General features: G+C 63.3%; 12 protein-coding genes. All 12 read left to right on the top strand.

The genetic code is table 11. From position 1 onward, the window contains the following. Positions 1–114 precede the first annotated feature (114 nt). Positions 115–1,815, top strand: coding sequence for a type IV secretory system conjugative DNA transfer family protein (locus ACIGII_RS06375; RefSeq protein WP_399634286.1), 1,701 nt, complete (start codon positions 115–117; stop codon positions 1,813–1,815). A 404-nt stretch (positions 1,816–2,219) separates the two neighbouring features. After that, on the top strand, positions 2,220–2,672 hold the full coding sequence (locus ACIGII_RS06370; RefSeq protein ID WP_399634288.1) for a hypothetical protein: 453 nt from the start codon (positions 2,220–2,222) through the stop codon (positions 2,670–2,672). A gap of 72 nt (positions 2,673–2,744) precedes the next feature. Continuing rightward, positions 2,745–3,827 carry a virB8 family protein gene (locus tag ACIGII_RS06365; protein WP_399634289.1) on the top strand — a complete coding sequence of 361 codons (1,083 nt, stop codon included), beginning with the start codon at positions 2,745–2,747 and terminating at the stop codon, positions 3,825–3,827. Continuing rightward, positions 3,824–4,603, top strand: a complete 780-nt coding sequence (locus ACIGII_RS06360) for a TrbG/VirB9 family P-type conjugative transfer protein (protein ID WP_399634291.1) — start codon at positions 3,824–3,826, stop codon at positions 4,601–4,603. The genes ACIGII_RS06365 and ACIGII_RS06360 overlap by 4 nt, the downstream gene beginning before the upstream one ends. Then, positions 4,600–5,850, top strand: a complete 1,251-nt coding sequence (locus ACIGII_RS06355; protein WP_399634292.1) for a TrbI/VirB10 family protein — start codon at positions 4,600–4,602, stop codon at positions 5,848–5,850. Before ACIGII_RS06360 ends, ACIGII_RS06355 begins: the two co-directional genes overlap by 4 nt. Positions 5,851–5,865: 15 nt before the next feature. Next, positions 5,866–6,909, top strand: a complete 1,044-nt coding sequence (gene virB11 / locus ACIGII_RS06350; protein ID WP_399634294.1) for a P-type DNA transfer ATPase VirB11 — start codon at positions 5,866–5,868, stop codon at positions 6,907–6,909. A 1-nt stretch (position 6,910) separates the two neighbouring features. After that, positions 6,911–7,822, top strand: a complete 912-nt coding sequence (locus tag ACIGII_RS06345) for a lytic transglycosylase domain-containing protein (protein WP_399634295.1) — start codon at positions 6,911–6,913, stop codon at positions 7,820–7,822. 73 nt (positions 7,823–7,895) lie between these two features. Next, positions 7,896–8,294 carry a TrbC/VirB2 family protein gene (locus ACIGII_RS06340; RefSeq protein WP_399634297.1) on the top strand — a complete coding sequence of 133 codons (399 nt, stop codon included), beginning with the start codon at positions 7,896–7,898 and terminating at the stop codon, positions 8,292–8,294. After that, positions 8,287–8,595: a type IV secretion system protein VirB3 gene (locus tag ACIGII_RS06335; protein WP_145481719.1), complete on the top strand. Its 309-nt coding sequence runs from the start codon at positions 8,287–8,289 to the stop codon at positions 8,593–8,595. Before ACIGII_RS06340 ends, ACIGII_RS06335 begins: the two co-directional genes overlap by 8 nt. Positions 8,596–8,665: 70 nt before the next feature. After that, positions 8,666–11,110: a VirB4 family type IV secretion/conjugal transfer ATPase gene (locus ACIGII_RS06330; RefSeq protein ID WP_399634299.1), complete on the top strand. Its 2,445-nt coding sequence runs from the start codon at positions 8,666–8,668 to the stop codon at positions 11,108–11,110. A 43-nt stretch (positions 11,111–11,153) separates the two neighbouring features. Then, positions 11,154–11,933 carry a hypothetical protein gene (locus ACIGII_RS06325; RefSeq protein ID WP_399634301.1) on the top strand — a complete coding sequence of 260 codons (780 nt, stop codon included), beginning with the start codon at positions 11,154–11,156 and terminating at the stop codon, positions 11,931–11,933. A 67-nt stretch (positions 11,934–12,000) separates the two neighbouring features. Further along, positions 12,001–13,149, top strand: a complete 1,149-nt coding sequence (locus ACIGII_RS06320; RefSeq protein WP_399634303.1) for a type IV secretion system protein — start codon at positions 12,001–12,003, stop codon at positions 13,147–13,149. Positions 13,150–13,182: the final 33 nt, after the last annotated feature.

Here is a 13,182-nt window from a genome sequence, read left to right as displayed (position 1 = left end):
GATGCGCGTCAACGATGCGTACCCGAATGTTTGTGCAGGAACATCGGTCTGTCGTGATGGCAACACGGACAGCACGTAAGGTGCCGGTCAGGTGCAGTCGACGCTTGCAGCGCTATGGAAGCGCGTCATGGAGGATCACGTTTGTCCACGCAGAAATTTGTCGTCATTGCTGTTGCAGTGCTCGTGACCGTGCTTGTTGGCTACTGCCTGTCCGGCGTCCTCACGCTGCTGCTGCTGGGTCTGGACACGGATCTGTTCAAGTGGAATACCTACCTTCAGTACATCCAGGCAATGGATCAGCCTGCGGTCGCGCCGTACCTCACCAGGATCAAGGTCGCCGGCGTGCTCGGCTTCGGCCTGCCGGTGGCGGCACTGCTGGTCGCGATGTTCCTCCTGCTGAAGCCGAAGAAGACATCGCTGCACGGCGATGCGCGCTTCGCTGCGGCGGCGGACCTGGCCAAGCACGGTCTGTTCAAGAAGACCGACAACGGCATCGTGGTCGGCAGCTTCGGTGGCAAGCTGGTGCGCCTGGGCGGGCAGCAGTTCGTGATCCTGGCGGCGCCCACGCGCTCGGGCAAGGGTGTGGGCGTGGTGATCCCGAACCTGCTCGAGTACGGCGAGTCGGTGGTGGTGCTGGACATCAAGCAGGAAAACTTCGACCTCACCAGCGGTTGGCGTGCCAGCCAGGGGCACGAGGTATTCCTGTTCAACCCGTTTGCCGAAGACCGCCGCACCCATCGCTGGAATCCGCTGAGCTATGTCTCCAACGACCCGGCGTTCCGCGTATCGGAACTGATGAGCATCGCCGCGATGCTGTACCCGGATGGCTCGGACGACCAGAAATTCTGGATCAGCCAGGCGCGCAATGCGTTCATGGCCTTCACGCTGTATCTGTTCGAAAATCGCGACGACGAGCGCCGCCAGGGCTTCCCGGGTACGCACGACGCGCCCACGCTGGGGGCGGTGTTCCGCCTTGCCACCGGTGACGGCAGCGACCTGCGCAACTACCTGAAGGCGCTGTCCGGGCAGACGTTCCTCAGCAGCAATGCCCGCGCTGCCTTCGCCAACCTGCTCTCGCAGGCCGATGAAACCTTTGCCTCGATCATGGGCACCTTCAAGGAACCCTTGAACGCCTGGATCAATCCGGTACTGGACAAGGCCACCAGCGCCAATGACTTCCTGCTCACCGACCTGCGCAGGAAGAAGATGACCATCTATATCGGCATCCAGCCCAACAAGCTGGCCGAGAGCCGACTGATCATCAACCTGTTCTTCAGCCAGATCATCAACCTCAACACCAAGGAACTGCCCAAGTCCAACCCGGACCTGAAGTACCAGTGCCTGCTGTTGATGGACGAGTTCACGGCGATTGGCAAGGTCGACATCATCGCCTCGGCGGTGTCCTACATGGCCGGTTACAACGTGCGCCTGCTGCCGATCATCCAGAGCATGGCGCAGCTGGATGCCACCTATGGCAAGGATGTGTCGCGCACCATCATCACCAACCACGCGCTGCAGATCCTGTACGCCCCGCGCGAGCAGCAGGACGCCAACGACTACTCGGACATGCTCGGCTATACCACCGTGCGCAGGAAGAACGTCACGCACGCACGCGAGAAGACCCACACCTTCACCGAAGAGCGTCGCGCGTTGATGCTGCCGCAGGAATTGAAGGCGATGGGCACCGATCAGGAGGTGTTCCTGTACGAAGGCATCCCCCACCCGGTGAAGTGCGACAAGATCAAGTATTACAAGGACCGCTATTTCACCTCGCGTCTGTTGCCGAAGACCGATGTGCCGATGCTGGCGCTGTGAGCGCTGCACGTGAATCTATGTGATCCATGTCAAATAATCGCGGCGTGAAGGTTAAATTACCGTTGAATTTGACGTTGAATTGACGCGAAGTTGTGGCAAGGTAGGTGTGATGGACGTGTAGTGCGTCATGCAATTGTCGGTTCGGCTGTCGAGGACCGGGATGCAGTGATGCAGCAGGAGAAACATGGATGGCTTTTCTCGGGTTGGGTGTGCAGGCGCAGGGGCCGGACAGGCGTTCGGGGCACAGGCATGCACCAGGCGGGCGGGGTCCCGTTGTCACCCGAAAAAGTGTTTCATCTCACATCCAACGTTGCACCGTCGTGGCCCTGTGTGGCTACGACGCGACCCCGTATTGCCGTTTTTCAGGCTGAAGCCGCTATTCCGTACGCCATAGGGAAGTTCGTATGAAGCAAGCGTTACTGTCCAAGGGTTCCATCCGCGTTGCGATGACAGCGGTCGCGCTGCTGCTCGCGGGCTGTGCTACCAAGCCCGCACCGGACTTCGGGGGGCGCTGGAAGCCGGTGAATCGATTCGCCAGCACCACGATGGAAATTCCGCTGTACACCAGTTACGTGTACCAGGCCACGCCGATGGACGGCACCCTGAAGACCATGCTCGAGCGCTGGGCGAAGGATTCCGGAATGACGCTGGATTACCGTCTCAGCTCGGATTACACCCTGTACGGTGCCGTTTCCACCATTGGCACGACCAACGCGCAGCAGGCCGTGATCGACGTGAGTGCGGCGTATGCGGGTCAGGGCGTGCTGGTGTCGATTGTCGGCAACCAGATCGTCGTGCAGCCGGCATCTGCGGCTACTGCAGCCGCCGCGAGCGCTGACGCAGCCGGCGGAAGTTGACTGCGGAGCATCCGCAATGCACGCCCGCAAGGGTGATGTCCCCCCGATGTTCAAGCAGTACGGATGAATTCCATGTTCCGAAAGAAGGACGCAGGCAACAGCCCCCAGGTCGACCAGGCCATCGCAAAAGCGGTCAGCTATGAGCTGACCGTTGCCGACCTGGCGCGTCGCAGCGAGCGCCGCGCGTGGTGGGTGGCCGGCTCGTCGCTGGTGATGTCGCTGGCCCTGGCCGGTGGGTACTACTACATGCTGCCGCTCAAGGAGAAGGTCCCGTTCCTGGTCATGGCCGATGCCTACACCGGTACCGCGACGGTCGCGCGATTGACCGGAAGTTTCGAGGGGCAGGCGATCACCGCCAGTGACGCCATCAACCGCAGCAACGTGGCCCAATATGTCATGGCGCGCGAGTCGTACGACTTTGCGGTGATGGGGCTGCGCGACTGGCAGCTGGTGCATGTGATGTCCAGTCGCCCGGTCAGCGATGCGATCCGCGCGCGCTATGCGAACAACAACCCGCAGAGTCCGATCACCCTGTATGGCAAGGATCGCGCTATCAGGATCAAGATCCTGAGCATCACGCCACTGGAAGCGCAGCCCAACGGTGGCTTCCGCGGGGCGTCGGTGCGTATCCAGCGCAGCATCTACGACAAGGTGAAGGTCAGCACGCACTACCTGGACAACCAGCTGGTGACGCTGCGGTTCCGCTACGACAACAACCTGGCGCTGAACGAGCAGGAGCGCATCCTCAACCCGCTCGGCATGGAAGTGTTCGAGTATCGGGTGGACAACGATTATGCGCGTGGCGTGCCCGGCCCGGACGACGCCGCGCTGCAGCAGCAGGCCGAGCAGGCGCAGCGGCAGGCCGCTTATGAGGCCAGCCAGGCGGCTGCCGCCCCCGCGATCGACCCGGTCAGTGGTGAGCCGGTAGCGGGTGCGCCTCAAGGCTACGCGCCGGGTTATCCGCAGGCGCAGCCCGGCCAGCAGCCGGGCCAGGCAGCGGGCTACCCGGCGCAGGCGCCAGGCCAGGCCTACCCGGCCCAGCAGTCGGCGCCGGGACAGCAGCAGATGCAGGGGCAGGCGATGCCCGGGCAGCCGGCGCCGATGCCGGCACAGGGAATTTCCACCGGACGTGCTGATGGAGCGAGCAACCGATGAGTAGTCGCAAGGTAAGGGGGGGCGCATTGGCCTTCGTGTCGATGCTGTCCATGGTGGTTTCCGCCAGCGTTTCGGCGCAGGCCGTGGACCACTACGCGTACGAGCAGGATCGCATCTACCCGGTGCGTACCGGCCTGGGTCTGACCACCCAGATCGAACTGAGTCCGAATGAGAAGATCCTCGACTACAGCACGGGGTTCAGCAGCGGCTGGGAACTGACGCGTCGTGAGAACGTGTTCTATCTCAAGCCGAAGAACGTCGACGTGGACACCAACATGATGGTGCGCACCGAAACCCACTCCTACATCTTCGAACTTAAGGTTGTGGCAACCGACTGGCGCCAGCTGGAACAGGCCCGCCGCGCCGGCGTGCAGTACAAGATCGCCTTCACCTATCCCAGCGACACCGAGTTCGGCATCGCCCAGGAAGCCGTCGAGGAAGAAGCCAAGCCGCTGCTCAGCACCGAGCTGGCCAAAGACCGCCAGTACAACTTCGACTATTCGTATTCGACCCGTCGCGCCAAGAAGATGGGCTGGCTGATTCCGGTGAACGTGTACGACGACAGCCGCTTCACCTACGTCAAGCTGCCCAATTCGCCCGAGTACAAGACCGGCATCTTCCCGGCAGTGTTCGGTCGCGACGAGGAGTACGGGGAAGAGTACGTGGTCAACACGACCGTGGAAGGCAACACCCTCATCGTCCATGGGACTTACCCGTATCTGGTTGTCCGCCACGGTGACAACGTTGTGGGCCTGCGAAGGAACGCCAAGAAATGACCCAGCACACCACTCCCGGCAACGACCCGAACGATACCCGTGACGACGGCCAGGGCCCGTACACTGGCGGGCAGGGCACCGAGTCTTCCAACCCGTACTTCGGCAATGCCCGTGCATCCGCAACCCCGGACCTCGACGCCAGCGCTCCGCAGCTGCGCTCGGCCGAAGAGCAGCGCCTGAACCGCAAGGCGCTCGCGTTCCTGGGCGGCATCGTGGTCCTGCTGCTCGCGATGGGCTTCCTGCTGTTCCGCAAGAGCAGCACCGACGAGCCGGCCAAGCGTGCGCCGGAAACCACCCGCGCGGCCGCACCCGAACTGCCGCGGCTGGCGCCCACCGCGCCGGTGCCGGCGGCCGAAGCCGCCGAGCCGATTCCGATGCTGCCGCCCTTGCCGGAGGAAGAGCCGGCCCGCGCCAGCCGGCGTGGCTTCGCCGACACCCTGCCGGAGCGCGACATCGACCGTGGCCCGTCGCTGCTGGATCGGCGCATCGGTGCCGGCAACGGCACGGTCGGTGAAGCCGAGCGCGCGCAGTCTTCCAGCGATGACTACACCAAGGCGATGCTGGCGGCGATCCAGGCCCAGAACGGTGGCCAGCCGGCCGCGCCGCAGCGCGTACGCCGTGGCCCGGATGTCGATGACGTCTCCAGCGCATCCTATATCCGCTCTCCGGATGCACTGCTGGTGCGCGGCACCTACCTGCGCTGCATCCTGGAAACGCGCATCATCACCGACTTCGCCGGCTACACTTCGTGCCTGGTGACCGAGCCGGTGTACTCGATCAACGGCCGCACGCTGCTGCTGCCGAAGGGCTCGAAGATCTACGGTTCCTACGGCGGTGGCCCGGTCGGCGAACGCGTGGAGGTCATCTGGGACCGCATCACCACGCCGAACGGCATCGACGTCGCCATGTCCAGCCCCGGCATCGATGGCCTGGGCGGCGCCGGCATGCCCGGGCAGTACAGCGCGCACTGGGGCAGCCGGATCGCGTCGGCACTGATGATCAGCCTGATCGCGGACGCCTTCAAGTACGCGGCTGCCGAGAACGGGCCGGAAACCACTACCGTCACCGGCAGCGGCTTGGCCGTGCAGTCGCCTTACGAGAGCGCGACGGCGCGCACGATGGAGCGGCTGGCCGGTGAAGCGCTGAGCCAGCGTCGCCCGCCGACGGTAACCATCAACCAGGGCACGCGTATCAATGTCTATGTCGCCAAGGATGTCGACTTCACCGATGTGCTTGGACGCCGTTGACGGACTGACCTGATCATGGATGCTGAAGTGGCCCCTCTTGCCCTGGTCTCAAGCGATTTCCTGCGCTATCAGTACGAAGTGCTGGGCATCGCCGAGTACATGAGCTCGCCCGAAGTGACGGAAATCTGCATCAACCGTCCAGGCGAGCTGTACCTGGAGACCCGGGCAGGGTGGCAGCGGGTGGACGTGCCGGGGCTCACCTTCGAGCGTGCCCGCCAGTTCTGCACCGCCGTAGTGAACGAAAGCAACACCGGCCAGCGCATCACCGATGCCGACCCCGTGGTGTCGCTGACGTTCCCCACCGGCCAGCGCGCCCAGTTCGTGATTCCCCCGGCCTGCGATGCGGGCAAGGTGTCGATCACCATCCGCCTGCCATCCAAGCACACCAAGACGCTCGGGCAGTACCAGGAAGACGGCTTCTTCAACCAGATCCTGGAGCAGGATGGCAGCCTGAGCGAGCAGGACCGCGAGCTGCTGGAACTGCGCAGTTCGCGCGACTACGCCGAATTCTTCCGGCGCGCGGTGAAGTACCGCAAGAACATCGTGGTGTCCGGCGCCACCGGCAGCGGCAAGACCACCTTCATGAAGGCGCTGGTCAACCATATTCCGGATGACGAGCGGCTGGTCACCATCGAAGACGCGCGCGAACTGTTCATCACCCAGCCCAACGTCGTGCACCTGCTGTACTCCAAGGGCGGGCAGAGCACCAGCAACGTCACCGCCAAGACCTGCATGGAAGCCTGCCTGCGCATGAAGCCGGAGCGGATCATCCTGGCCGAGCTGCGCGGCGATGAGGCGTTCTACTTCATCCGCAACTGCGCCTCCGGTCACCCGGGTTCGATCACCAGCTGCCACGCCGGCAGCCCCGAGCAGACCTGGGACCAGCTGGCGCTGATGGTGAAGGCGTCGGCGGAAGGGTCGGGGCTGGAATTTGCGGTCATCAAACGGCTGCTGATGATGACCATCGACATCGTGGTGCACATCAAGGCACACGCCGGTGCGCGCTACATCACCGGGATCGACTTCAATCCCGGCCGTACCCAGGGACAGGAGGGCTGACATGCTGCCAGGACTGGAAATGCTTGCGTGCCCGGAAATGGCCGTGCCCATGGACGTCATGCAGCACGTGATCAACGTGGAATCGTCGCGCAACCCCTACGCCATCGGCGTGGTCGGCGGGGCGTTGGCGCGCCAGCCCAAGCAGCTGGACGAGGCACTGGCCACGGTGCGCATGCTGGAAGAGAAGGGTTACAACTTCTCGGTCGGCCTGGCCCAGGTCAACCGGTACAACCTGCCCAAGTACGGCCTGGATTCGTACGAAAAGGCCTTCCGCCAGTGCGACAACCTGGTGGCCGGCTCGCGCATCCTGGCCGAGTGCTACAAGCGTTCGGGCGGTGACTGGGGCAAGTCGTTCAGCTGCTACTACTCCGGCAACTTCACCACGGGTTTCCGGCATGGTTACGTGCAGAAGATCTACGATTCGATCCAGAAAGGCCAGCGCATGGCCGCCAACGGCGGCGTGGCCCCCATCAACGTCATCGACCGCGGTACCCGGCGCGCGGTGAAGGTGGAGCACCACCCGCAGACGACCCTGGGAATGCAGGGCCGCATCGTGGCCCAGAACGCGCCCACGTACGGGGCCCCGGCCGTTCCCGAAGACCCGGCGCGTGCCTACGTGGTGTATCCCTCGACCGCAGCCATGGCGCGCGGCAGCCTGGTCAATCTGGCCGACCAGGCGCTCTCGCGCGTGGTGCTGGGCGCGGTCGACAACGCCATGCAGGCGCCGCAGCCGCAACCGGCACCGCCGGTTGCGGTCGCGCCCGCCGCGGCGGAAGGCCCGGTCAGGCTCAGGCCCTGGAGCGAACGCAACGCGCCGGCAGCGCTGCCGGTGGAACCGGCAACCTATTCCGCACCGGTGGCGCCGCCGCCGGTGCACCCGATTCCCGCAGGGGATGCGGCCTTCGTGTTCTGACGAAGGCATGGCGCGGCCAGGCCCCCGATTGGCCAATTCAACAATGCAAGCCCATCAACAAGGATACCCACCCATGAAGCGATTCACCCCCGATCTGGTCACCGCACAGCGCACGCTGAAGACCATCCTGATGGCCGTTGCCTTTGCTGGCGCATTGGCTGCCCCGCAGGCGTTCGCGCAGGAGTTCGGCGGCACCGACGTCAAGGTCTGCGGCTTCTTCGACAGCATCAACGGCCTGCTCAGCATCGCCTCGATCGCCGTGGTGACCATCGCGGTCATCTTCGCCGGCTACCAGATCGCCTTTGCCCACAAGCGCATTGGTGATGTCGCCCCGATCCTGATCGGTGGCCTGCTGATCGGCGCGGCCGGCCAGATCGCCAGCATGCTGCTCGGTGACAGCGCAGGCAATTCGGCCTGCGCCAAGCCGACCGCCTTCCTGCTGGAACAGGCCGCGATCTACTACGGTGCATAAGAACGTCGTCTTCCGCGGCTGCACGCGCCCGGCGATGTTCCTGGGCGTTCCCTACGTGCCGTTTTTCTTCGTCGTCGGTGGGCTGTTCCTGCTCAGCGTCTACACGAATTTCTGGTACCTGGCGAGCATCCCGGTGGCCATCTTCGTGATGCGGCAGATGGCCAAGCGCGACGAGATGATCTTCCGTCTCATGGGCCTGCGCCTCCAGTTCAAGCTGAAGGCGCGCAATGTCCAGGCCAACGATGGCATGTGGGTGTTCACCCCCAACCATTACCGCAGCAAACCGGCACCCAGGGACTGAGTGCCACCGGGTCCGCGCAGCCAGCTGCGCGGACCTTCCAGAATCCGTGTAATTCCCATCAAGGCGCAGCATGTTCAGCCCAGACACGTCCATTGCCGAGTTCATCCCGCTGTCGTCGCACGTGGCCGCCAACGTCGTGAAGACCACCGGTGGCGACTACCTGCTGACCTGGCACCTGGAAGGGTTGCCCTTCGTTGGCCGTGAAGACTGGGAGCTGGAGCACAAGCACAACACCTTCAACCGCCTGCTGCAGACCCTGCGAGCGCCGGACTTCGTCAACGTGGCGTTCTGGGCCCACGACATCCGCCGCCGCCGCACGCTCAAGGGGCGGACTTCGTTCCGCCAGAAGTTCAACCAGGACGTCTCCGACCAGTACATGGGCATGCTGTCGTCGCAGCGGATCATGCAGAACGAGCTGTACCTGACCATGATCTACCGCCCCGTGGTGGCCGGTAAGCGCTTCGTGGAGCGGTCGGCCAACGTGACCAAGCTGCAGGCCGAGCAGAACCAGGCAGTCGAAAAGCTGCTGGAACTGGCCGGCAACGTGGAAGCGGTCATCCGCGACTACGCACCGTACCGACTGGGCATGTACGAGGCGAAGAACGGTATCGTGTTCTCCGAGACGCTGGAGTTCTTCGGTTACCTGATCAACCGCATCGACGAGCCGGTGCCGGTGCTGCCCGCTCCGGTCAAGGACTACCTCCCGGTCAGCAAGCACCTGTTCTCGGCCAAGACCGGCGATTTCGTGATCGCCACGCCCAACGGGGTGAACCACTTCGGCGCAATCCTGAATATCAAGGAGTACGCAGAAGGGACCTACCCGGGCATCCTCAACGGCCTCAAGTACTTGGATTTCGAGTATGTGGTGACCCACTCCTTCAGTCCGATGGGCCGACAGGACGCGCTCAAGGTGCTGGACCGGACCAAAGGCATGATGATCTCGTCCGGCGACAAGGCGGTCAGCCAGATCATCGAGCTGGACCAGGCCATGGACCAGCTGTCATCGGGCAACTTCGTGCTGGGCGAATACCATTACACGCTGGCGGTCTACGCCGACAGCCAGGCCAAGCTGTCGCAGAGCGTGGCCACCACGCGCGCCGAGCTTTCCAATGCCGGCTTTGTCTCGGTGAAGGAAGACCTCGCCGTGACTTCGTCGTTCTACGCCCAGCTGCCGGGCAACTGGCGCTACCGCACCCGCCTGGCCAACCTGAGTTCGCTCAATTTCCTGGGCCTGTCGCCGCTGCACAACTTTGCTACCGGCAAGCAGCACAACAACCCGTGGGGCGATTGCGTGACCACGCTGCAGACCACCAATGGCCAGCCGTATTACTTCAATTTCCACGCCACCCATCCGTCGGAAAACTCGCTGGGCGAGAAGGCGATCGCCAACACGATGGTCATCGGCAAGTCCGGTACCGGCAAGACCGCGCTGATCAACTTCCTGCTCAGCCAGGTGCAGAAGTACGACCCGTCGCCGACCATCTTCTTCTTCGACAAGGACAGGGGCGCGGAGATCTTCGTCCGTGCCTGTGGCGGCAACTACCTGGCGCTGGAGAACGGCGCGGCCACCGGCTTCAACCCGTTCCAGTGCGAGAACAACGAGGCCAACGTGCAGTTCCTGGCCGACCTGATCAAGGTGCTGGCCGGCAAGAAGGAATACAGCGCACGCGAGGAAGAGGACATCTACCGCGCGGTGGAGAGCATGCTCGACACCCCGATGCACCTGCGCAACATGACCAACTTCCAGAAGAGCCTGCCCAACATGGGCGACGACGGCCTGTACGCGCGCCTGCGCCGCTGGACGTCGGGCAATTCGCTTGGCTGGGTGTTCGACAACCCGATTGATACGGTGGACCTGAGCAAGGCCAACATCATCGGCTTCGACTACACCGACATCATCGACAACCCTGAAGTGCGCGTGCCGGTGATCAACTACCTGCTGCACCGCCTGGAGTCGCTGATCGACGGCCGCCCGCTGATCTACGTGATGGACGAATTCTGGAAGATCCTGGACGGCGAGGGTGGCCTGAAGGAATTCGCCAAGAACAAGCAGAAGACCATCCGGAAGCAGAATGGCCTGGGCATCTTCGCCACCCAGAGTCCGGAGGATGCGCTGAAGAGCGACATTTCCGCGGCGCTGATCGAGCAGACCGCCACGCTGATCCTGCTGCCCAATCCGAACGCCAGCAAGAGCGACTACATGGACGGCCTGAAGCTGACCGAGGCGGAATTCCGGGTGGTTACCGCCCTGGACGAGCGCTCGCGCTGCTTCCTGGTCAAGCAGGGCCACGCCTCCAGCGTGTGCCAGCTCAACCTGCGCGGCATGGACAACATCCTGTCGGTGATCTCCGCGTCCACCGACAACATCGACGTCATGCACAAGGTGCTGCAGACCACGGCGATCCGGGCGCGGGTGCCGGTAAGCGAGCTCACCCCGGAGCAGTGGCTGGAAGAGTTCTACAAGCAACGCAAGGGATCGGGCAAGCCGGCGGCGGCCAGCCCGGATGCGGCGTGACCAGAGGCGACCGCCCATGACCTACACGACAGTGGAGACTGCAATGAAGACCCATCAGAAGGCTGGCCGCGTGGCCAAACGACCGCTGCATCGACGCATGGCGGCGACGGTACTGGCAGGTGCGCTGCTGGTGGGTGCCCCGAGCGCCCAGGCCGGTGGCTACCCGGTGATCGACGTCACCTCCATCTTCCAGGACATCAAGAGCTGGATCGACGACACCATCGAGTATGGCAAGGAAGCCCTGCGTTGGAATGAGATCAAGCAGCAGATCGATGACGTCCGCGCGATCATGGACGCGATGAACTTCGTCATCGACCTGCCGATGGGCGAGCCGCTCAAGAAGGTGGATCCGAAGTACCTGGTGGCCGAGACCTGCGGCCAGGAAGCCATGGGCTTCAACCTGCGCACGGCGATGAGCCTGGCCGGCATCGAGTCGGGCGACATCAAGTCGCAGCAGCAACAGATCTGCGTGAACATCCGCATGATGCAGAACCGCAAGTTCAACGACTCGGTGGACTTCCTGGACAAGACCATCAAGCAGGCCCAGGAAGCGATGCTGGAGAATTTCCTTGCGCGTGCCGGGACCAGCAAAGTGGGCGGCGTGCAGTCGGCAGACAGCGACAGCGCCCGCCTGAGCAACCAGCTCAACACGATGGCCCAGCAGTGGGCGACGCGGATGCAGTCGTATGACGCGTACATCGCAACCATGGAATCGAACCAGAACGCACTGGCCAGGACGGCGCTGAAAGGCAACCCGAAGAACAAGTTCATCGGCGACATCGTGCAGACCGTTGCGCTGAAGGGTGCGCTGAGCGTCGATTGACGTTGGCGAGTCCCGCAAGACGCTGTGCCACGGGCGTGGCACGTTGGAATACCAAAGGACCATGGAAATGAAGCTCGCATCGATCGCACACTTTGACCTCCCCGGAGGCCTGCAGGACCTGCTTGGGTACGCATCGCGTATCTCGGTCGGCGACTTCGTTTTCTTCCGCCTGATCCTGGATTACCTGTCCGACCGGATCAACAAGTTCGGCCTGGACCTGTTGAACCACATGATGACCTGGGTCGGTGGCATTGCACTGGTCCTGATGACCCTGTGGGTGTTGATCCAGGGGTATCGCATCATCACCGGACAGAGCCGCGATTCCATGATGGCGTTGGTGACCAACATGGCCCGGGCGGCACTCATCGTCAGCGTGGCGACGAGCATGGCCATGTTCGGCACGAAGATCCAGGACTTCCTGGTGGACGATGTAAAGGGCGCGATTTCGGCTGTGGTCACCGGCAAGAACAAGGCGCCGGAGGAGCAGATCGACGAAGCCTTGGCATGGATGCAGGTGGCCCTGTCCAGCGTGGACGCGATCAAGGTGATCGACGATCCCAGCATCAGCAGCGAGAAGACCCAGGCACAGCTGTTCATCGGCATGGGCACCGGCGGTCCCGCCGTGGTTGCCGGTTCGATGCTGCTGCTCTACCAGATTGCGCTGGCACTGTTCGTCGGCTTCGGGCCACTGTTCATCCTCTGCCTGCTGTTCGACCAGACCAAGGCGCTGTTCCAGAAATGGCTGCTATATGGCTTGGGCACGATGTTCTCGATGGCGGTCCTCGCAGCGATGGTCTCGATCGCGCTGGACATGATCATCCGCGTGTCCGTTGCGTTCTGGGCCCGCGCCGCGTTCGACAGGTTCCTGCTAGACGGCGCCTCCAGTGAAGGCCTCACCAGCCAGGCCATGCAGCAGGGCGGCATGGGCCTGATCCTCACCACCCTGATTCTGACTGCGCCCCCAATGGCCGCGTTCTTCTTCCAGGGAACCCTCGGCAGCTTCATGGCATATTCCCAGATAGGCGGCAGCCCCGCAGCGCAACCGGGCCCGCAAGGGCAACCACCGGGATCATATGTCCCGTCCCAAAACGTAGATAGGACATCAGAACAGGTTGGGCAAGCTGTGCAGCCTGTGATGAGAACTACCGCCGAGGCCGGTGGATCTGATGGTGGAACTGTTGGTCCCGGAAGACTTGGCAATGCTGGAACCCGCTAATTGCCCTACGAGCTCTGGTTGAGGTCAGGAGTC

Source organism: Stenotrophomonas sp. NPDC077420 (assembly GCF_044543385.1).
Taxonomy (GTDB): Bacteria; Pseudomonadota; Gammaproteobacteria; order Xanthomonadales; family Xanthomonadaceae; genus Stenotrophomonas.
This window is presented reverse-complemented; position numbering and strand designations above follow the sequence as displayed.